Source organism: Massilia sp. KIM (assembly GCF_002007115.1).
Lineage (GTDB): Bacteria > Pseudomonadota > Gammaproteobacteria > Burkholderiales > Burkholderiaceae_D > Telluria.
In genome coordinates this window covers 3,065,520-3,083,980 of sequence record NZ_MVAD01000001.1, presented here as the reverse complement: position 1 = coordinate 3,083,980, position 18,461 = coordinate 3,065,520, and the positions used below count along the sequence as shown (strand labels likewise).

Genomic DNA, 18,461 nt, shown 5'->3' with positions numbered 1-18,461 from the left:
ACGACATGCAGCACAAGATCAAGAACATCCATTTCGTCGGCATCGGCGGCAGCGGCATGAGCGGCATCGCCGAAGTGCTGGTGAACCTCGGCTATAAAGTCTCGGGCTCTGACCTGAACAGCAACGCCGCCAGCCAGCGCCTGGAGCAGCTGGGCGCGCGCGTCTTCCTCGGCCACCAGGCCGAGAACGTGGCGGGCGCCGACGTGGTCGTGACCTCGACCGCCGTCAACGAAGCCAACCCCGAAGTGGTGGCGGCGCGCGCCGGCAAGATCCCGGTGGTGCCGCGCGCCATCATGCTGGGCGAACTGATGCGCCTGAAGCGCGGCATCGCGATCGCCGGCACCCACGGCAAGACCACCACCACCTCGCTGGTGGCCTCGGTGCTGGCCCAGGGCGGCCTGGACCCGACCTTCGTGATCGGCGGGCGCCTGAACAGCGCCGGCGCCAACGCCAAGCTGGGCTCGGGCGAGTACATCGTCGCCGAGGCCGACGAGTCGGACGCCTCCTTCCTGAACCTGTCGCCGATGATCGAGGTGATCACCAACATCGACGCCGACCACATGGACACCTACGAGCACGATTTCGAGAAGCTCAAGGCGGCCTTCGTGCACTTCACCCACCGCCTGCCGTTCTACGGCCGCGCCATGCTGTGCATCGACGACCCCCACGTGCGCGGCATCCTGCCCCAGGTGACCAAGCCGGTGACCACCTACGGCTTCTCGGAAGACGCCGAAGTGCGCGCCTTCGACGCCTACGCCGAGGGCGTGCAGATGCACTTCACCGTGCGCCAGGAAGGCTTCCCGGACACCAAGTTCGTGCTCAACCAGCCCGGCATGCACAACGTGCTCAACGCCTGCTCGGCGATCGCGATCGCGCGCGAGATCGGCATCGCCGACGACGCCACCGCCCAGGGCCTGCTCGAATTCCGCGGCGTCGGCCGCCGCTTCACCCGCTACGGCGAGGTCGCCCTGCCGGCCGGCGGCAGCTTCACCCTGGTGGACGACTTCGGCCACCACCCGGTCGAGACCGAGGTGACCCTGGCCGCCGCCCGCGCCGCCTATCCAGGCCGGCGCCTGGTGCTGGCCTTCCAGCCGCACCGCTACAGCCGCACGCGCGACCTGTTCGAGGACTTCGTGAAAGTCCTGGCCACGCCCGACGTGCTGCTGCTGTCCGACGTCTACCCGGCCGGCGAGGCGCCGATCGTGGCCGCCGACGGCCGCGCCCTGGCGCGCGCGCTGCGCACCGCCGGCAAGACCGAACCGATTTTCGTGGAGGCGATCGCCGACATGCCCGCCGCCATCCTGAACGTGGCGCGCGACGGCGACGTCGTCATCACCATGGGCGCCGGCTCGATCAGCGGCGTCCCCCATCAACTGACCAATGCAAAGGCCTGACACCGTGACCCTGAACGCAAACACTCCACTTGATCCGGCTTCCTTGGGCAAGGTCGGCGTGCTGTTCGGCGGACGCTCCGCCGAGCGCGACGTGTCGATCATGTCCGGCACCGGCGTGCTGAACGCCCTCAAGAGCCGCGGCGTCGACGCCCATGCCTTCGATCCGGGCACCCAGAGCCTGGCCGAGCTGGCGGCCCAGAACTTCGACCGCGTGTTCATCGCGCTGCACGGCCGCTACGGCGAGGACGGCAGCCTGCAGGGCGCGCTCGAGCTGCTCGGCATCCCCTACACCGGCAGCGGCGTGATGGCCTCCAGCGTGGGCATGGACAAGATCACCACCAAGAAGATCTGGATCATGCACGGCGTGCCGACCCCGCAATACGCGGCGCTCGAGGCCGGCGCCGACCTGGACGCGGTCGTGGCCCGGCTCGGCCTGCCCCTGATCGTCAAGCCGCCGCTGGAAGGCTCGACCATCGGCATCACCAAGGTCAACCGCGCCGAGGAATTCAAGGCCGCGGTCGACCTGGCCGCCGGCTTCGACGAAGTGGTGCTGGCCGAGGAATTCGTCACCGGCCGCGAGTTCACCGTCGCGGTGCTGGGCACCGGCGCCTCGGCGCGCGCGCTGCCGATCGTCGAGATCGTGGCCCCGGAAGGCAACTACGACTACAACAACAAGTATTTCACCGACGACACCCAGTACCACTGCCCGGCGAACCTGCCGGCCGAGCTGACCGAGGAGATCCAGCGCCACGCCGTGAACGCCTACCGCGCGCTCGGCTGCGAGGGCTGGGGGCGGATCGACGTGCTGGTGCGCGAGAGCGACATGCGTCCCTTCCTGCTGGAGGTGAACACCTCGCCCGGCATGACCAGCCACTCGCTGGTGCCGATGGCGGCGCGCGCGGAGGGCATCAGCTACGAGGACCTGTGCCTGGAGATCCTGCGCAGCGCCCGCCTCAAGATGGGTCAGGCGAAAGGATAGGAACGCATGTGGCATGACGTCCGGGCCCTGAATGCAAGCGCCAGCGCGGTGACCGCGCTGACGGTGCTCGCCTGCCTCGCCTCGTTCGTGTGGTGGCTGTCGCAGCTGCCCATGTTCTCGCTGCGCGCGGTGACGGTGGAAAGCATGTACGGGATCGACCTGCGCCACGTGAACGAACTCACGGTGCGCAACGGCGTGATCGGCAAGATCCGCGGCAACTTCTTCACCGCCGACCTGGAGCAGGTGAGGACCACTTTCGAGACGGTGCCCTGGGTGCGCCGGGCGACGGTGCGCCGCGAATGGCCGAACCAGCTGATCGTCGAGGTGGAAGAGCACGAAGCCCTCGGCACCTGGGGCGAGGACGGACGCCTGCTGTCGATCAAGGGCGACGTCTTCACGGCCAACCTGGGCGAGGCCTATGACGAGCGCCCGCTGCCGGCCTTCGACGGCCCGGCCGGCACCGAAAAAGAAGTACTGGCCCGCTTCGCCGAGCTGCGCACGCTGTTCGCGCCGGTGAAGCTGGTGCCACAGGCGATCTCCCTGTCCGACCGGTACGCCTGGACCGTGAAGCTGGACAACGGGATGAGCGTGGAATTGGGACGCGAGCAGGACCGCAACACGCTGAAGCACCGCGTGCAGCGCCTGGTCGGCGTGTACCCGCAGCTGGTCGCCCGGCTGCAGGAAGGGCGCATCGACACGATCGACATGCGCTACCCGAACGGCCTGGCCTTGTCCTCGGCCGCGCTGAGCGTGCCGGAAGACGCCAGCAAGCCGGTCAAGGCGGCGAAAAAGAAACCAAGCACCACCAACAAGACAAGCAAACAAATCTAAGCAGGCGAACAGCAATGACAAAAGACGCGAAAAACCTGATCGTCGGCCTCGACATCGGCACCTCGAAAGTGGTGGCGGTCGTCGCCGAAGTGATGTCCGACGGACGCCACGAGGTGATCGGCCTCGGTCAGCACGAGTCGAAAGGATTGAAGAAAGGCGTGGTCGTCAACATCGAGGCCACCGTCGAGTCGATCCAGCGCGCCCTCGAAGAGGCCGAGCTGATGGCCGACTGCAAGATCCGCAACGTCTATGCAGGCATCGCCGGCAGCCATATCCGCTCCTTCAACTCGAGCGGCATGGTTGCGATCAAGGACAAGGAAGTCACCGCCACCGATGTGGCGCGGGTGATCGAGACCGCCAAGGCGGTCAACATCCCCACCGACCAGCAATTGCTGCACACGGTGCCGCAGGAATTCATCGTCGACAACCAGGAAGACGTGCGCGAGCCGATCGGCATGAGCGGCATCCGCCTGGAAGTGCGGGTGCACATCGTCACCGGTGCGGTGTCCGCGGTCCAAAATATCGTAAAGTGCGTGCGTCGCTGCGGACTCGAGGTCTCGGACCTGATCCTGCAGCCGATGGCCTCGGCCGACGCGGTCCTGACCGCCGACGAGAAGGAACTGGGCGTGGTGCTGATCGACATCGGCGGCGGCACCACCGACATCGCCGTGTTCTCCGACGGCGCGATCCGCCACACGGCGGTGATTCCGATCGCGGGTGACCAGATCACCAGCGACATCGCCATGGCGCTGCGTACGCCGACCGGCGAAGCCGAAGATATCAAGATCCGCTACGGGGTGGCCAAGCAGGTGCTGGCCGATCCGGGCGAGACCCTGGAAGTCCCGGGCCTGGGAGACCGAGGCCCGCGCGCGCTGTCGCGACAGGCGCTGGCGGCCGTTATCGAGCCGCGCGTCGAAGAACTGTTCGCGATGGTGCACCAGGTGGTGCGCGAATCCGGTTACGAAGGGGTGCTCTCCTCGGGCATCGTCCTCACCGGCGGCAGCTCGATCATGCCCGGCATGATCGAGATGGCCGAAGACATTTTCCTCAAACCGGCGCGCCTGGGCACGCCGGATTACCGCGGCCAGTTGGCCGACGTGGTGCGCAGCCCCCGCTACGCCACCGTGCTCGGCCTGCTGCTGGAAGCGAAGAAGCAGTACCTGCGCGGTCACATCGTGACCCGTCAGGATGGTTCGGTGAAAGCAGTCTGGCAACGCATGAAGGAATGGATAGCAGGGAATTTCTAAGCAACGAGAAGTAAAAAATTCGTCACGGGTTAAAGATTTTTAAATACAATCGCAGTTACCGAGATGGGCCGTCAATTCAAGCGAAAAAACGCTTCGTCCCGGGAACCGCATTTTGAATATTAGGAGTTCATCATGGAGTTCGATATGGTCGATAACGCAGCACTGGGGACCGTGATCAAGGTCGTTGGCGTCGGTGGCGCCGGCGGCAACGCGGTCCAGCACATGATCAATAAGGGTGTGTCCGGTGTCGAGTTCATCGCCGCTAACACGGACGCGCAGGCGCTTGCGGCATCGAGCGCGCACAACGTGATCCAGATCGGCCCGTCCGGCCTGGGCGCGGGCATGCGTCCGGAAGTCGGCCGCCAGCTCGCCGAGCAATCGCGTTCGCGCATCGAAGACGCGCTGCGCGGCGCGCACATGGTCTTCATCGCGGCCGGCATGGGCGGCGGCACCGGCACCGGCGCCGCACCGATCGTGGCCGAAGTCGCCAAATCGATGGGCGCGCTGACCGTGGCCGTGGTCTCCAAGCCGTTCTCCTACGAAGGCCAGAAGTGCATGGACGTGGCCGAAGCGGGCCTGGAAGAGCTGACCAAGCACGTGGACTCGCTGATCGTGATCCTGAACGAGAAGCTGGAAGACATCTACGAAGACGAGTCGATGCTGGACTGGATGAAGCACGCCGACGACGTCCTGAACAACGCGGTGGCCGGCATCGCCGAGATCATCAACGTGCCGGGCCACATCAACGTCGACTTCAACGACGTCAAGACCATCATGAGCGAGCAGGGCAAGGCCATGATGGGCACCGCGACCGCCTCGGGCGTGGACCGCGCGCGCATCGCCGCCGAGCAGGCCGTGGCTTCGCCGCTGCTGGACGGCATCGACCTGTCGGGCGCCAAGGGCGTGCTGGTCAACGTGACCGCTAGCCGTGGCCTGAAGGGTAAGGAAATCAAGGAAGTCATGGCCGCCGTGCGCGCCTTCGCCGCGCCGGACGCGTCGATCGCCCAGGGCATCGCCTACGACGACTCGATGGGCGACGAGCTGCGCGTGACCGTGGTCGCGACTGGCCTTGGCAAGAACAAGAAGTCGATCCAGCTGGTGCAGCCGCAGCAGGTGCTCAAGACCGGCACCTACAACGCCCCGGTGATGGCCGGTGCGAACGGCGTGAACGGCAACCTGACCATGGGCACGGCCGACACCGTCGGCGGCCTGAAGCAGCCTGCCGTGTGGCGCCGCGAGCAGGCATCGGAGCAGGTGCAGGCGATGCAGCGCAACGGCGTCGAGACCTACGACATCCCGGCCTTCCTGCGCAAGCAGGCTGACTGATACGCGTTCGTTTGAATGCACGAAGGGCCAGCGTGAGCTGGCCCTTTTTCTTTGGCGGTTCGCGGCGCGCGTCTCCGCCGCGGCCCGAGCCCGCATCTCCGCCTTGGCATAAGCCGGCGTCTCCACCTTGGCAAAAGCCCGCGTCTCTGTACATCCCCTTGCATCGCCAGCCGCAAAACCGTCATTCCGGCGAAGGCCGGAATCCAAGTTTGCCCGCGTCGAGCTAAGGCATGCATCTGTGGCTGCGGCACGGACTTGGATCCCGGCCTTCGCCGGGATGACGTTCATGGGCAGCGGGCCGAAAGGAGAGGGTGTAGCGGGGCGAAAAGAGAGGGCGCAGCGGGCCGAAAGGGGAGGGCCAGCGGGCCGAAAGGAGAGAGTGCAGCGGGCCGGAAGGAGAGGGCGCGGCAGGACGCACGTGGACCACCTGCTGCACGCCGCTTCCGTATCGGCGATAATGTAAGGATTCACACAACATCAACAAGGAGCACCCATGACCATCCAGATCGGCGACCGCCTGCCCGAAGGCACCCTGTCGGAATTCATCGACGTCGAGACCGAAGGCTGCGCCCTCGGCCCGAACACCTTCCAGGTGGCCGACCTCGTGAAGGGCAAGAAGATCGTGATCTTCGGCCTGCCCGGCGCCTACACCCCGACCTGCTCGGCCAAGCACGTGCCGGGCTACGTCCAGCACGCCGAGGCCCTCAAGGCCAAGGGCGTGGACGAGATCTGGTGCATCTCGGTCAACGACGCCTTCGTGATGGGCGCCTGGGGCCGCGACCAGAAAGCCACCGGCATCGTGCGCATGATGGCCGACGGTAACGCCGCCTTCACCAAGGCCCTGGGCCTGGACGCCGACTTCTCCAAGCACGGCATGGGCACCCGCTCCAAGCGCTACTCGATGCTGGTCGAGGACGGCGTGGTCAAGTCGCTAAACCTGGAGACCACCGGCTTCGAGGTGTCGAGCGCCGAGAAGATGCTGGAACAACTGGGCTGATCCCCACCGACGCAAACGGCGCCGCGGCGCCGTTTTTCATCATGATCATCAACACCGAAACACCCGACCAGCCCGAAGTGCGGGCCATGCTGGACAAGCTGGACGCCTACTGCGCCGCCCTGTACCCGGCCGAATCCAACCACCTGCTGGGTGTCGAGGCCCTGCTGCGCGAGGAAGCCCTGTTCCTGGTCGCGCGCGACGTCGAGGGCAAGGCGGTTGGCTGCGCCGCCCTGGTGCGGCGCGACGGCTACGGCGAAGTCAAACGGATGTACGTGGACGAAGCCCGGCGCGGCCTGGGCGCCGGCAACAAGCTGCTCGAGCACCTGACGATGTTCGCGCGCATGGCCGGCCTGCCGTCCCTGATGCTGGAAACCGGCATCCACCAGCCGGAGGCGATCCGCCTCTACGAGCGCGCCGGCTTCGTGCGCCGCGCGCCCTTCGGCGACTACCAGCCCGACCCGCTCAGCCTGTTCATGGAAAAGCGCCTTTGAAGAAGCCCGGCAAAAACCTGTACAGCATCTACGCGATGCTGCTCGCGGTCTTCATGTTCGCCCTGATGGACACCGCCATGAAACTGCTGTCGGCGCGCTACCCGGCGATGCAGGTGGCGGCCCTGCGCGCGCTGTGCTCGCTGCCGCTGGTGGCGGCCTACCTGGCCTGGCGCGGCGCCTACGCCGGCATCTTCCAGGTGCGCTGGCCCATGCACCTGCTGCGCGCGCTGCTCGGCATTTTAATGCTGGCCCTGTTCGCCTACGGCCTCAAGCGCCTGTCGCTGGCCGAGGCCTATTCGATCTTCTTCATCGCCCCGGCCCTGATCACCGCCATGTCGGTGCTGTTCCTGAAGGAGCGCGTCGACCCGGCGCGCTGGCTGGCGATCGCCGTCGGCCTGGGCGGGGTGCTGGTGGTGCTGCGCCCGGACGGCGCCGGCTTCCTCACCATCGGCGGCCTGGCGATCCTGGGCTCGGCCGCCAGCTACGCCATCTCGGCCATCACGGTGCGGGTGCTCTCGCGCACCGACCGCAACGAGCACATGGTGTTCTGGCTGATGCTGATGATGGCCATCGGCGGCAGCGTGCTCGCCGCCCCCAACTGGGTCGGCATCGGCCTGGACGACGTGCCGCTGCTGTTCTGCCTGGCCATCCCCGGCTTCATCGGCCAGCTCGCGATCACCGAAGCCTTCAGCAAGGGCGAGGCCTCGAGCGTGGCGCCCTTCGAATACTCGGCCCTGGCCTGGGGCGTGGGCCTGGACTGGTTGCTGTGGCGGGCGCTGCCGGACGCCTGGACCCTGGTGGGCGCCGCCATCATCATCGGCAGCGGGCTGTATCTGATCCGCCACGAGAAGGAGCACGTCGAGGCGGAACATCCGTAGACAGCGTGGCAAGGGCGCAACCCTGGGGCCAGCCGAAAGAGGGGGCCTCAGCGCGCCCGGCGCTGCCGGGCTATAATCGGCGGATGCTGAATCAACGTACTATCAAAGAAACCGTCCGCACCACCGGCGTCGGACTGCACTCGGGCCGCAAGGTGGAACTGACCCTGCGTCCGGCCGATGCCGACACGGGCATCGTGTTCCGTCGCGTGGATTTCAATCCGCCGGTCGAGATCCCGAGCAGCGCGCATGTGGTGGGCGACACGCGCATGGCCTCGGTCCTGGTCAAGGACGACGCCCGCGTGTCGACGGTCGAGCACATCATGTCGGCCTGCGCCGGCCTGGGCATCGACAATCTCTACATCGACGTTACGGCCGAGGAAATCCCGATCATGGACGGTTCGGCGTCGTCCTTCGTCTACCTGCTGCAGCAGTCGGGCGTGGAAGAGCAGGATGCGCCGCGCAAGTTCATCCGCGTGCTCAAGGATGTCGAGGTGCGCCAGGGCAGCGGCGCCAACGAGAAGTGGGCGCGCCTGTCGCCGCACGACGGTTTCAAGCTGGACTTCTTCATCGAGTTCAACCACCCCGCGGTGGACGGCACCATGCAGCGCGCGCTGGTCGACTTCGGCGACATCACCTATGTGCGCGACGTCGCGCGCGCCCGCACCTTCGGCTTCATGCAGGACGTGGAAAGCCTGCGCGGCATGGGCCTGGCGCGTGGCGGCTCGCTCGAGAACGCGATCGTGATGGACGAGTACCGCATCCTGAACGCGGACGGCCTGCGCTACGAGGACGAGTTCGTGCGCCACAAGATCCTCGACGCGATCGGCGACCTCTACCTGGTGGGGCACCCGCTGCTGGCCAGCTATACGGCCCACAAGTCGGGGCATGCGCTCAACAACGAACTGCTGCGCGCGCTGCTGGCTCAGCCGGATTCCTACGAGATCGTGACTTTCGATTCGCTGGGGACGGCGCCGGCGTCTTACGTGCAGATGATGTCGCGGGAGTGGGCGCAGAGCTGAGGTGGCTGCGGGTCTGAGCTAAGGGCTTCGCACGCAAACTTGGATCCCCGCCTACGCGGGGATGACGGTGCGTAGGCGCGAATCCGAAGTTTGCGCAGCCGAAGTTCGCACACTTGGGCGTGTCGTATCCTCAATCAACGTCATCCCGGCGAAGGCCGGGATCCAAGTTTCCAAAAGCCGCCACCAGCTTCGTACTCAGCCCTTGCGCTTGGCCGCCAGCGCCCTGAGCGCCGCCACCAACTCCTTGTTCTGCGCCGTCTCCTCCAGCGACTCTGCCAGCTCCTCGAACGCCTGCACCGCCCGCGGCGGTAGTTCGAGCGTGCGCATGATCGGCTTCTCGTCGACGGTCCGCGTCATCTGGATCTTCTGCCGGATGTTCTCCACCTGCCACCCCTTCTGCTGCAAGCTCGCCTGCAGCTTGGGCAGCATCTGCTTCAGCCGCGCCGCCAGCGCCGAACTCGGCACCGACAAGACCAGCACCCCGTCCTGGAAGGACAGCACCGCGCAGCCGCTGAACATGGCCGGCAGCGCCGCCGCGCAGTCGGCCTGCAGGCGGCCCATGCGCTGGGCTGCCGGCAGCAGGCTGGCGAGGTGATCGTTGCGCTGAAGAAAGTCGGTCGCGGCGTGGGAAGTCTTCCGGGTCGAAGTCCCGAAGATGTGAAACGGACGCGGCTTAGAGGATGAAAACTGCATAGTTGCAACATACCACAGCGCGCGCGCTTTGCAATGCCAGGCTATTAACGAGTGCCTTTTGATAACATTCTGGTCGTCGGAACTCTTGCGTTCCTGACCATCGTCCCCAAGTGTGGCTCCATCGCATGATAAAATCAGTGGCTTTTTGCCATAGGCGGTCTTCGGTGCTTATCTATCTGATATCATCCCTGGCTCTTTTTGCGGCGTAATTTTCTAGAACACAGCAATGTCATTCCTGACCCAGATTTTCGGCAGCCGTAACCAGCGTCTGCTCAAGCAATATCAAAAAACCGTGCGTCAGATCAACGCGCTCGAGCCGCAGATGGAAAAGCTGTCGGACGCCGAACTCCAGGCCAAGACACCCGAATTCAAGGACCGCCTGGCCAAGGGCGAGGACCTGGATGCCATCCTGCCGGAAGCCTTTGCCGTCTGCCGCGAAGCCGCCAAGCGCGTGCTCAAGATGCGCCACTTCGACGTGCAGCTGATCGGCGGTATGGTCCTGCACCAGGGCAAAATCTCCGAAATGGGCACCGGCGAGGGCAAGACCCTGACCGCGACCCTGGCGGTCTACCTGAACGCACTGGCCGGCAAGGGCGTGCACGTCATTACCGTCAACGATTACCTGGCCCAGCGTGACGCCGAGCAGATGGGCCGCCTGTACGCCTGGCTGGGCCTGTCCACCGGCGTGAACCTGTCCCAGCTCGACCACGACAGCAAGCAGAAAGCCTACGCCGCCGACATCACCTACGGCACCAACAACGAATTCGGCTTCGACTACCTGCGCGACAACATGGTCTACGATGCGCGCGAGCGCGTGCAGCGCGCCCTGAACTACGCGCTGGTCGACGAGGTGGACTCGATCCTGATCGACGAAGCCCGTACCCCGCTGATCATCTCGGGCCAGGCCGAGAACCACACCGACCTGTACTACCGCCTGAACGAAGTCCCGCCGCAGCTGACCCTGCAGGTCGGCGAGGAGACCCCGGACGGCAAGGGCAAGATCGAAGTCCCGGGCGACTACACCAAGGACGAGAAAGCGCACACCGTGCTGCTGACCGAGGCCGGCCACGAGAAGGCCGAAGCCATCCTGACCAAGATGGGCCTGCTGCCGGAAGGCGCCTCGCTCTACGACGCCGCCAACATCACCCTGATCCACCACCTGTACGCGGCGCTGCGCGCCCACGTCCTGTACCACAAGGACCAGCACTACGTGGTGCAGAACGGCGAAGTCACCATCGTCGACGAATTCACCGGCCGCCTGATGACGGGCCGCCGCTGGTCCGACGGCCTGCACCAGGCGGTGGAAGCCAAGGAAGGCGTGCGCATCCAGAACGAGAACCAGACCCTGGCTTCGATCACCTTCCAGAACTACTTCCGCATGTACGCCAAGCTGGCGGGCATGACCGGAACCGCCGACACCGAAGCCTACGAATTCCAGGAGATCTACGGCCTCGAGACCGTGGTCGTCCCGCCCAACCGGCCTTCGCAGCGCAAGGACCGCCAGGACCAGGTCTACAAGAGCGCGCAAGAGAAGTACAACGCGATGCTCAACGACATCCGCGACTGCTACGAGCGCGGCCAGCCTGTGCTGGTGGGCACCACCTCGATCGAGAACTCCGAGCTGCTGTCCAAGATCCTGACCCAGGCCAGCCTGCCGCACAACGTGCTCAACGCGAAGCAGCACGCGCGCGAGGCGGAAATCATCGCCCAGGCCGGCCGTCCGAAGATGATCACCATCGCCACCAACATGGCGGGCCGCGGCACCGACATCGTCCTGGGCGGCAATGTCGAGAAGCAGATCCAGTTCATCGAGGCCGACGACAAGCTGTCCGACGCCGACAAGGCGGCCCAGGCCAAGACCCTGCGCGACGAATGGCAGTCGCTGCACGACCACGTGGTCTCGGTCGGCGGCCTGCACATCATCGGCACCGAGCGCCACGAGTCGCGCCGCGTCGACAACCAGCTGCGCGGCCGTTCGGGTCGCCAGGGCGACCCGGGCTCCTCGCGCTTCTACCTGTGCCTGGACGACCCGCTGCTGCGCATCTTCGCCGGCGACCGCGTGCGCGCCATCATGGAGCGCCTGAAGATGCCGGAAGGCGAGCCGATCGAGGCGGGCATCGTGACCCGCTCGATCGAATCGGCCCAGCGCAAGGTCGAGGCCCGCAACTTCGACATCCGCAAGCAGCTGCTCGAATACGACGACGTCGCCAACGACCAGCGCAAGGTGATCTACACCCAGCGTAACGAGCTGCTGGAGTCGACCGACATCTCCGAGATGATCGCCTCGCTGCGCGCCGGCGTGTTCACCGAGGTGGTGCGCGGCTTCGTGCCGGCCGAGTCGGTGGAAGAGCAGTGGGACATCAAGGGCCTGGAAGCGACCCTGGCCGGCGAATGGAGCCTGAACGTGCCGCTGCAACAGATGCTGCAGGACGAGCCGAACCTGAACGACGACGACATCCTCGAGCGCGTGCTGGCCGCGGCCGACGCCGCCTACGAGGCCAAGGTCGGCATCGTGGGCAAGGAATCCTTCGGCGGCTTCGAGCGCAACGTCATGCTGCAGAGCGTGGACACCCACTGGCGCGAGCACCTCGCGGCGCTGGACCACCTGCGCCAGGGCATCCACCTGCGCGGCTACGCCCAGAAGAACCCGAAGCAGGAGTACAAGCGCGAAGCCTTCGAACTGTTCGGCAACATGCTGGACATGATCAAGAACGAAGTGATCCGCACCGTGATGACCGTGCGCATCCAGACCCGCGAGGAAGTCGAGGCGGCCGAAGCCGCGATGGCGGCCCAGGCGGCGCACCTGGAGAACATCAACTTCCAGCACGCCGACTTCAATCCGTCGGCCGCGCCGGAAGAGCTGCTCAACCCGAACCCGGTGTCGTCCGGCGCCGCCCCGGTGGCGGCCGAAGACCACAGCACCTACATGGGCATGAAGGTCGGCCGCAACGATCCTTGCCCTTGCGGCAGCGGCAAGAAGTTCAAGCAGTGCCACGGCAAGCTGGCGTAAGCGCCCGCTGAGCCCAAGGAAAAAGGCCGGAGCGATCCGGCCTTTTTTTTCGCCCTTATTCTTCCTGGGCCCAGTAGTCGATCACCAGCGACTTCTCCAGCAAGCCGCCCAGCGTGGAGACGAAGCGCTGGTGTTCCGGATGCACCAGGTAGGCGTCGCGGTCCTCGACCGAGCGGAAGGAGAGGGTGAAGCAGTGCGTGAAGCCCTGGTTCAAGCCCTCAGGGCTGACGTTGGTGCCCCACTCGAAGCCGGCGACGGCCGGGATGGCGTTCTTCAGGGTGGCGAAATCGGAAGCGATGGCGTCGATCTCGTCGGCGCCCGCGGCGTCCTTGAACGCGAACAGGACGACGTGGCGCAGCGAAGCGGACAGGTTGGCTGACATGGTTCTCCTCGAGACAGGAAGGCCAGGGCGCGCGGGCCCGGCGATGATGGTTCCTCATGGTAGCGCGCCTGCATCGCGCGCCGCGCACGCCCGGCGATTCGAGCGCAAGAAACGGATCGCGGCCGGCAGCGCCTCGGCCGAGAATGGGTTTCCATCCACTGCGAGGTTTCCCATGCAAGCCACCACACCGATCCGCATCGTTCCGCTCCCCGACGCTTTCCTGCGGCGCGCCCGCGAGGGCATGGACGACCAGGGCCAGGCTGTCGAACGCCACGTCGCCGAAGGCGGCGAGCCGCTGCGCGACCTGTTGCGGCGCGCCCGTCCGGGCGAAGCGATCCTGCTGGCCAGCTACTGCCCCTTCACCCAGGCCGGCCCCTATCGGGAGTACGGCCCGGTGTTCGTCTCCGCCCAGGGAGGCGAAGCGCCGGCATGCGACGCCTTGCCGCTGGCCGGCCCGCAGCCCTATCTGGGCGCCAGCTTCGTCCTGCGCGCCTACAGTGGCGACGAACGCATCGTCGACGCGCGCGTCAGCGCGCCGCAGTCGGCGGACGCCGACCTGAGCGCGCTGTTCGCGCGGCCGGAGGTCGCCTTCGTGCTGGCGCGCTTCACGGCGTATGGCTGCTATGCGCTCAGGCTGGAGCGCGGCGAGGGCGCGCGGCGCTAGCTTCACATCCTCTTCACGCGCGCTGCGCCAGCATGGGCTTCCGATCACCAAGGGAGTCCGCCATGCTGAAAACAATCCTGCGCTGCGCCGCCTGGCTGCTGGCCACCCTCGTCCTGCTCGCCGGCGCCCTCTACCTGTATGCCCGTGGCTTCGAGCTGGACAAGGCCCCGCGGCCCGACCCCAAGGCCACCGCGGCCAGCCTTGCCTTCCTAAAGGAGGGCGCGGGCGCGCCGCGCGGCCGCATCCTGGCCGTGGTGTCCAGCACCGCCACCATGCGCGACGGGAAGAAGAAGGCAGGCTACGAGCTCACCGAACTGTCGCGCGCCTATTACGTCTTCCGGGCCAATGGCTACGAGGTCGACATCGCCTCGCCCCAGGGCGGCAGGCCGCCGGAGCGCATCGACACCGACGACATGCAGGAAGTCGACTACGCCTTCCTCAACGACCCTGAGGCCCAGCGCAAGGTCGGCGCCAGCCTGCCGCTGGCCGGGGTCGATCCGCGCCGCTACGTTGCCGTGTACTTCGTCGGCGGCAAGGGCGCCATGTTCGACCTGCCTGGGAACCCGGAGGTCGCCCGCATCGTGCGCGACCTGGCCGGGCGCGGCGTGATCGGCGCGGTCTGCCACGGGCCCGCGGCCCTGCTCGACGTGCGGCTGGACGACGGCCGCTACCTGGTGCAGGGCCGGCGCATGGCGGGCTTCACCAATGCCGAAGAGCTGTTCCTGATGAAGGACGCGCGCCAGCGCCTGCCTTTCCTGCTGGAGGAGCGGGCGCGCGAGCGCGGCGCCCGCTTCGTCGGCGGTCCGCAGTTCGTCGACACCACCGTGGTGGACGGCCGCCTCGTAACAGGGCAGAATCCATGGTCGACCTGGTCCGTGGCCGAAGCCATGGTGCGCGCCCTGGGCCACGCGCCGGTGGCGCGCGAGGCGACGCCCGAAGAACGCAGCGTGCGCATGCTGGCGGCGTATTATCGGGGAGGATTGGCGGCGGCACGCGCGGCGCAGGCGCCGCAGTATGACCGTTCGCTGGTGCTGCTGCACGCGCTGGTCGCGGCCATGCAGTGGCGGGTGGGCGACGCGTTCCAGTTGCAGCGGCTGGCAAGGGGGTGAAGAGGACATGGGATTGCACGTGCTGGTGGTCGAAGACCACGCGCCGCTGGCGCACAACCTGGCCGAGGCGCTCGAGGGGGCAGGGCATACGCTCGATTTCGCCGCCGACGGCGAACTGGGCCTGCAACTGGCCCTGAGCCAGGACTACGACCTGGTGATCCTCGACCTCGGCCTGCCGCGCATGGACGGCATGGAGCTTTGCCGCCGCCTGCGCGCGCGCCAGGCGCGGCGCCTGCCGGTGCTGATGCTGACCGCGCGCGACACCCTGCAGGACAAGCTGGCCGGCTTCGACTGCGGGGCCGACGACTACCTGGTCAAGCCCTTCGCGATGGAGGAAGTGCTGGCGCGCTGCCGCGCGCTGGCCCAGCGCCACGAGGACTACCTGCTCCAGGTGGGCAGCTTGTCCATCGACCGGCGCGCGCGCACGGCCACCCGCGCCGGCCAGGTCTTGCGCCTGCAGCCGCTGGGCTACCGCATCCTGCTGGCGCTGGCCGAAGCCAGCCCGCGCGTGCTCACCCGCTCCGAACTGAGCCGCAAGCTGTGGGGCGACGAGGCGCCCGACTCGGACGCGCTGCGCAGCCACCTCTACCAGTTGCGGCTGGCGCTCGACAAACCCTTCGCCACGCCCATGCTGGCCACCGTGCACGGCGTCGGCCTGCGCCTGGTGGACGACGCATGAGGCTGCGCGTGCACGGTCTGGGCCGCCGCCTCGCGCTGGCCTTCGCCTGCTTTTCCCTCCTGAGCGCGCTGTGCTTCAGCGCTTTCTGCATGGTCTTCGTCTACGTGGTCGAGGATCACTTCTTCGACCGCATGCTGGCCGAGGAAGCGGCCCACCAGGAAGGCAGCTGGGCCGCCAGCGGCAGGACCGCGCCGCCGCTGCGCGCCGGCACCAGCCTGCACCGCGACGCGTCGAGCTTCCCTCCCGACCTGGCGCGCCAGGGGCCGGCGCGCGCGGGCGAGTTCTTCGGCGAGGCCGGACGCCACTACCACGTGCGCGCCCTGCATCTGGCCGGCGAGGAAGCGCCACGTTACCTTGTGGCCGAGACCAGCGGCGAGCTGGCGGTGCGCCCGCGCCTGCGCCAGTTCGCCCTGCTGCTTGGCGGGCTGGCCCTGTGCCTGCTCCTGGTGACCCTGGGCGCCGGCTACTGGCTGGCGCGGCGCGCCACCGCGCCCCTGAGCCGCCTGACCGCACTGGTCGCCGGCACCAGGCCCGAGGAGCTGCCGCGCGGCTTCGCCGCCGGCTTTCCGGACGACGAGATCGGCGCGCTGGCCCAGGCCCTCGACCAGGCCATGGCCCGCATCGCGGCGTTTGTGGAGCGCGAGCAGCATTTCACGCGCGACGCCAGCCACGAGCTGCGCACGCCGCTGGCGGTCATCGAGGGCGCCGCCTTCCTGCTCGCCCAGCAGCCGCTGCCCGGGCAGGCGGGCCAGCAGGCCGAACGCATCCGCCAGGCCGCCGAACACATGGGACGCACCCTGCGCACCCTGCTGGCGCTGGCGCGCGAGGATGCGCAGGGCGCCTGGCAGCCCAGGGCCTTCGCCGTGCTGCCGATGGTCGAGGAGAGCGTGGTGCGCCACGCCGCGCTGGCCCAGGGCGAAGTCTCGGTGTCGCTGGACGCACGGGTGAAGGCCGAGTGCAGCGCCGACGCCTTCGCGATCCTGCTCGACAACCTGGTCGCCAACGCCTTCCAGCACGCGCCGCAGGGCTCGGTGCGAATCTTCGCGCAGGACGGCTGGCTGGTGATCGAGGACGACGGACCGGGACTGGACGCCGGGGTGCGCGAGCGCCTCGGCCAGCCCGGCGTCAAGCGCGCCGGCAGCGCCGGATTCGGACTGGGCTTGTCGATCACGCGCCGCGTGGCCGCGCGCGCCGGCATCGCGCTGAAGATCGAGGACGGGGCGAAGGGCGGGGTGCGGGCCGCGCTGGGGCTCGCGGCGCAGTGCGCGGCCCAGCCGGCGCCCCTCAGCCCTTAGGCGCGTGGCAGACGACGCACAGCTTGTTGCCCTCGGGGTCGCGGAAATAGGCGCCGTAGTAATCCGCGTGGTATTCCGGCCGTAGTCCCGGCATGCCTTCCGGGCTGCCGCCATGCGCAAGCGCCAGGCGGTAGGCCTCGTCCACCTGCGCGTGCGATGCGGCCAGAAAGGCCGTCATCTGCCCGTTGCCGGGAGCGTGATCCGCGCCATCATGGGGGGCGCCGATCAGGAAGAGGGGCCGTGGACCGGGCTCGGACTGCCAGCCGGCCCAGGGCCGCGCGCGGTCGCAGAAGCGCGGGGCGTTGCCGAGCAGCGCCATCAAGGGGGTGTAGAAAGCCAGCGCGCGCTCGAAATCGCGCACGCCCACGAACACATGCGAAAACAATCCTGCCTCCTGTGGTGTCGGTCAGTAGAAGGGCAGGCCAGGCCTGCCCGCGGGTTCAGGCCGGCGTCATCGCCCGGCGCAGGTAGTCCAGCATGTCGTCGCCGATGCCGCTGCCCATGCGCAGCACCGGTTCGCTGGCGCTGGCGAGGCGGAAGGCCTCGACGGCGGCCGGGTCGGTGCCGACCATGTCCTGGAACATCGCCATCCAGCGCCGCGCCAGCGCGCGCGCTTCAGGTCCGGTCGCGGCGGGATCGGCGCCCATCTGCTCGCGCACCGCGCCGATCAGGCCAGTCCACTCGTGGCCGTGCTCGCGCCCGTGGCGCGCCATGCGCTCCAGCACCTCGTGCGGCAGGTAGCGCGCGTACACGTCGCGCCGCAGTTCCGCCACCGCAGCCAGCACATAGGCCATCAGTTCGGGCGACATGCCGAACTGCTCCTGCATGGCCTGCTGCTCGCGCGCCGCCATCAGGTTGATGCGGCTGGCGAAGTCCTCGTTGCCGCCGGTGTCGCGGCGAAAGGCTTCCAGCCAGCGTCCGGCGAAGGATTTCGCGGCCTCGCTCGATGGCGCCACCTGCGAGCGCATCAGGCCCGTTCCCTGCTCGACCAGCGCCTGCCAGTCGGCGCGCACGGCGGGATCGCTGTAGAGCGGGAGTTGTTCCAGTTCGTCTTTGGTGAAATAGTGTTCGTACACGGTCATGACCTCCAGTGTGCTGAGCCAGTCGGACAGATCCGGGCTGGCGCCGCTCGCCAGCGCTTCGCGCAGGCGCAGCAGTTGCCCGCGCATGTGCGTGGCTTCGCGCAGCCGGCGTTCGACGGCGGCGAGCTGGCGATCGACCACCGCCAGCGGCGAGGCCTCCGGGCTGTCCAGGTAAAGGCCGATGTCGGCCAGGCTCATGCCGAGTACGCGCAGGGCCTGGATCTGGTGCAGGCGGGCCACGTCGTCGCGGTCGTAGAGCCGGTAGCCGGCGTCGGAACGCGCGGAAGGGCGGAGCAGGCCGATGCTGTCGTAATGGTGCAGCGTGCGCACGGTAAGCCGGGCGAGCGCGGCGAGTTCTCCTACTTTCAGCATCGGTTGCGTCCTT

Annotated in this window: 18 protein-coding genes; 14 read left to right on the top strand and 4 right to left on the bottom strand. The window is 67.5% G+C overall.

Annotated elements, in window-relative coordinates:
• Nucleotides 1–5: 5 nt before the first annotated feature.
• From murC to lpxC, 9 genes are all read left to right on the top strand, one after another.
• Nucleotides 6–1,394, top strand: coding sequence for a UDP-N-acetylmuramate--L-alanine ligase (gene murC / locus B0920_RS13445; protein ID WP_078032979.1), 1,389 nt, complete (start codon nt 6–8; stop codon nt 1,392–1,394).
• A gap of 10 nt (nt 1,395–1,404) precedes the next feature.
• On the top strand, nt 1,405–2,373 hold the full coding sequence (locus tag B0920_RS13440; protein WP_229455620.1) for a D-alanine--D-alanine ligase: 969 nt from the start codon (nt 1,405–1,407) through the stop codon (nt 2,371–2,373).
• A gap of 6 nt (nt 2,374–2,379) precedes the next feature.
• Entirely contained in the window at nt 2,380–3,204 is an 825-nt protein-coding gene (locus B0920_RS13435; protein WP_078032977.1) for a cell division protein FtsQ/DivIB, read from the top strand.
• A gap of 14 nt (nt 3,205–3,218) precedes the next feature.
• On the top strand, nt 3,219–4,451 hold the full coding sequence (gene ftsA / locus B0920_RS13430; protein WP_078032976.1) for a cell division protein FtsA: 1,233 nt from the start codon (nt 3,219–3,221) through the stop codon (nt 4,449–4,451).
• Nucleotides 4,452–4,583: 132 nt separating this feature from the next.
• Nucleotides 4,584–5,777, top strand: a complete 1,194-nt coding sequence (ftsZ, locus tag B0920_RS13425) for a cell division protein FtsZ (RefSeq protein WP_078032975.1) — start codon at nt 4,584–4,586, stop codon at nt 5,775–5,777.
• Nucleotides 5,778–6,270: 493 nt separating this feature from the next.
• Nucleotides 6,271–6,774, top strand: a complete 504-nt coding sequence (locus tag B0920_RS13420) for a peroxiredoxin (protein ID WP_078032974.1) — start codon at nt 6,271–6,273, stop codon at nt 6,772–6,774.
• A gap of 41 nt (nt 6,775–6,815) precedes the next feature.
• The gene (locus B0920_RS13415; protein ID WP_078032973.1) at nt 6,816–7,265 is read left to right on the top strand and encodes a GNAT family N-acetyltransferase; all 450 of its coding nucleotides are present in this window, start codon (nt 6,816–6,818) and stop codon (nt 7,263–7,265) included.
• Nucleotides 7,266–7,300: 35 nt separating this feature from the next.
• A complete protein-coding gene (locus B0920_RS13410; RefSeq protein WP_078033415.1) occupies nt 7,301–8,143 on the top strand; it encodes a DMT family transporter in 843 nt (280 codons plus the stop codon).
• A gap of 83 nt (nt 8,144–8,226) precedes the next feature.
• A complete protein-coding gene (gene lpxC, locus B0920_RS13405) occupies nt 8,227–9,162 on the top strand; it encodes a UDP-3-O-acyl-N-acetylglucosamine deacetylase (protein WP_078032972.1) in 936 nt (311 codons plus the stop codon).
• A gap of 195 nt (nt 9,163–9,357) precedes the next feature.
• Here lpxC and B0920_RS13400 read toward each other — a convergent pair whose 3' ends face one another.
• On the bottom strand, nt 9,358–9,855 hold the full coding sequence (locus tag B0920_RS13400; RefSeq protein ID WP_078032971.1) for a DciA family protein: 498 nt from the start codon (nt 9,853–9,855) through the stop codon (nt 9,358–9,360).
• Between the two features lie 226 nt (nt 9,856–10,081).
• On the opposite strand from B0920_RS13400, the gene secA reads away from it, so the two are divergent.
• Nucleotides 10,082–12,865, top strand: a complete 2,784-nt coding sequence (gene secA, locus B0920_RS13395; RefSeq protein WP_078032970.1) for a preprotein translocase subunit SecA — start codon at nt 10,082–10,084, stop codon at nt 12,863–12,865.
• Between the two features lie 55 nt (nt 12,866–12,920).
• Here the strand turns inward: secA and B0920_RS13390 are convergent, their stop codons facing one another.
• Nucleotides 12,921–13,247, bottom strand: a complete 327-nt coding sequence (locus tag B0920_RS13390; protein WP_078032969.1) for a Dabb family protein — start codon at nt 13,245–13,247, stop codon at nt 12,921–12,923.
• Between the two features lie 172 nt (nt 13,248–13,419).
• Here B0920_RS13390 and B0920_RS13385 point away from each other — a divergent pair, with 172 nt between their 5' ends.
• From B0920_RS13385 to B0920_RS13370, 4 genes are all read left to right on the top strand, one after another.
• Complete coding sequence (locus B0920_RS13385; protein ID WP_078032968.1) at nt 13,420–13,911, top strand: DUF1203 domain-containing protein; 492 nt, start codon at nt 13,420–13,422, stop codon at nt 13,909–13,911.
• Between the two features lie 62 nt (nt 13,912–13,973).
• Nucleotides 13,974–15,020 carry a type 1 glutamine amidotransferase domain-containing protein gene (locus tag B0920_RS13380; RefSeq protein WP_078032967.1) on the top strand — a complete coding sequence of 349 codons (1,047 nt, stop codon included), beginning with the start codon at nt 13,974–13,976 and terminating at the stop codon, nt 15,018–15,020.
• Between the two features lie 13 nt (nt 15,021–15,033).
• Nucleotides 15,034–15,699, top strand: a complete 666-nt coding sequence (locus B0920_RS13375; RefSeq protein ID WP_218669383.1) for a response regulator transcription factor — start codon at nt 15,034–15,036, stop codon at nt 15,697–15,699.
• Nucleotides 15,696–16,994 carry a HAMP domain-containing sensor histidine kinase gene (locus tag B0920_RS13370; protein WP_078032965.1) on the top strand — a complete coding sequence of 433 codons (1,299 nt, stop codon included), beginning with the start codon at nt 15,696–15,698 and terminating at the stop codon, nt 16,992–16,994. Before B0920_RS13375 ends, B0920_RS13370 begins: the two co-directional genes overlap by 4 nt.
• Here B0920_RS13370 and B0920_RS13365 read toward each other — a convergent pair.
• A complete protein-coding gene (locus B0920_RS13365; RefSeq protein ID WP_078032964.1) occupies nt 16,984–17,379 on the bottom strand; it encodes a VOC family protein in 396 nt (131 codons plus the stop codon). The two genes, B0920_RS13370 and B0920_RS13365, sit on opposite strands and share 11 nt — an antisense overlap.
• Nucleotides 17,380–17,434: 55 nt before the next feature.
• The gene (locus B0920_RS13360) at nt 17,435–18,448 is read right to left on the bottom strand and encodes a MerR family transcriptional regulator (protein WP_078032963.1); all 1,014 of its coding nucleotides are present in this window, start codon (nt 18,446–18,448) and stop codon (nt 17,435–17,437) included.
• Between the last annotated feature and the right edge of the window lie 13 nt (nt 18,449–18,461).

Bases quoted from the DNA above. Each gene is read 5' to 3' on its own strand.
- B0920_RS13420 (WP_078032974.1), top strand. From the start codon at position 6,271: ATGACCATCCAGATCGGCGACCGCCTGCCCGAAGGCACCCTGTCGGAA.
- B0920_RS13370 (WP_078032965.1), top strand. From the start codon at position 15,696: ATGAGGCTGCGCGTGCACGGTCTGGGCCGCCGCCTCGCGCTGGCCTTC.
- B0920_RS13415 (WP_078032973.1), top strand. From the start codon at position 6,816: ATGATCATCAACACCGAAACACCCGACCAGCCCGAAGTGCGGGCCATG.
- B0920_RS13400 (WP_078032971.1), bottom strand. From the start codon at position 9,855: ATGCAGTTTTCATCCTCTAAGCCGCGTCCGTTTCACATCTTCGGGACT.
- B0920_RS13380 (WP_078032967.1), top strand. From the start codon at position 13,974: ATGCTGAAAACAATCCTGCGCTGCGCCGCCTGGCTGCTGGCCACCCTC.
- murC (WP_078032979.1), top strand. From the start codon at position 6: ATGCAGCACAAGATCAAGAACATCCATTTCGTCGGCATCGGCGGCAGC.
- ftsA (WP_078032976.1), top strand. From the start codon at position 3,219: ATGACAAAAGACGCGAAAAACCTGATCGTCGGCCTCGACATCGGCACC.
- ftsZ (WP_078032975.1), top strand. From the start codon at position 4,584: ATGGAGTTCGATATGGTCGATAACGCAGCACTGGGGACCGTGATCAAG.
- B0920_RS13360 (WP_078032963.1), bottom strand. From the start codon at position 18,448: ATGCTGAAAGTAGGAGAACTCGCCGCGCTCGCCCGGCTTACCGTGCGC.
- B0920_RS13410 (WP_078033415.1), top strand. From the start codon at position 7,301: ATGCTGCTCGCGGTCTTCATGTTCGCCCTGATGGACACCGCCATGAAA.
- B0920_RS13390 (WP_078032969.1), bottom strand. From the start codon at position 13,247: ATGTCAGCCAACCTGTCCGCTTCGCTGCGCCACGTCGTCCTGTTCGCG.
- secA (WP_078032970.1), top strand. From the start codon at position 10,082: ATGTCATTCCTGACCCAGATTTTCGGCAGCCGTAACCAGCGTCTGCTC.
- lpxC (WP_078032972.1), top strand. From the start codon at position 8,227: ATGCTGAATCAACGTACTATCAAAGAAACCGTCCGCACCACCGGCGTC.
- B0920_RS13435 (WP_078032977.1), top strand. From the start codon at position 2,380: ATGTGGCATGACGTCCGGGCCCTGAATGCAAGCGCCAGCGCGGTGACC.
- B0920_RS13385 (WP_078032968.1), top strand. From the start codon at position 13,420: ATGCAAGCCACCACACCGATCCGCATCGTTCCGCTCCCCGACGCTTTC.